This is a genomic window from Aliivibrio sp. 1S128, assembly GCF_001691065.1.
In the GTDB taxonomy this organism is placed as follows: Bacteria; Pseudomonadota; Gammaproteobacteria; order Enterobacterales; family Vibrionaceae; genus Aliivibrio.
The window spans coordinates 696-1358 of the sequence record NZ_MAJV01000131.1 but is presented as its reverse complement, the minus strand read 5'-3'; the positions used below and the strand labels follow the sequence as shown (position 1 = coordinate 1358).

Sequence of the window (663 nt, the reverse complement as noted above, 5' to 3'; positions counted from 1 at the left end):
TAGCAAATCGTGTTGATGCATTTGTTATGTTTTGGGTGCAAGTTTAGCAACGACACTAGCAACACGCTTACCCAAATACTGTGCAGTAAGGTCGTCAATGCTATGTACGTTACCATTGAAAGATTGAGAAACAACTCCAACCTGGCAACCCAGTCGGTTTAATCCAAGATCTCTATACCCATGCGCGAGATCTAAACCAACCCAATACATCCCATGTTGGTTAGCTAAAGTGACTAAGTAATTTAGGCTACTTGACTGATCGCCATTTAAAGCACTACCACTTGTAAAGCCTGCCGCTACTTTATTAGCCCACAATTGCTCGCTCCAATATTCACTACTTGCATCTGCGAAGGCCTTAAACTGTGCAGAAACGCCACCCATATATGTAGGTGACCCCATTATGATTGCATCGCAAGATAGAAGACTGTCAAACAAAGAAGGATTTACAAACCGTCCTTCTATTATTTCCTTACCACATATTTTATGTTCAAGAATTTCGATATTAGAATCTTCTTCTTTTATACCCTTCGCTATTGAGTTTGCCAACATTCCCGTAGCATCTGTATGCGTAAAATAAATTATTGCAATCTTCAATGGACTTCCCTTCCCTTCTTAAAAACATAACGCCTGCATAACACGTTTACTACCATGCAGATTAAGCCT

Annotated in this window: 1 protein-coding gene; it reads right to left on the bottom strand. The window is 40.1% G+C overall.

Annotated elements, in window-relative coordinates; genetic code table 11:
• Positions 1-24: 24 nt before the first annotated feature.
• Positions 25-549, bottom strand: a complete 525-nt coding sequence (locus tag A6E03_RS17920) for a flavodoxin family protein (protein ID WP_065601433.1) — start codon at positions 547-549, stop codon at positions 25-27.
• Positions 550-663 lie beyond the last annotated feature (114 nt).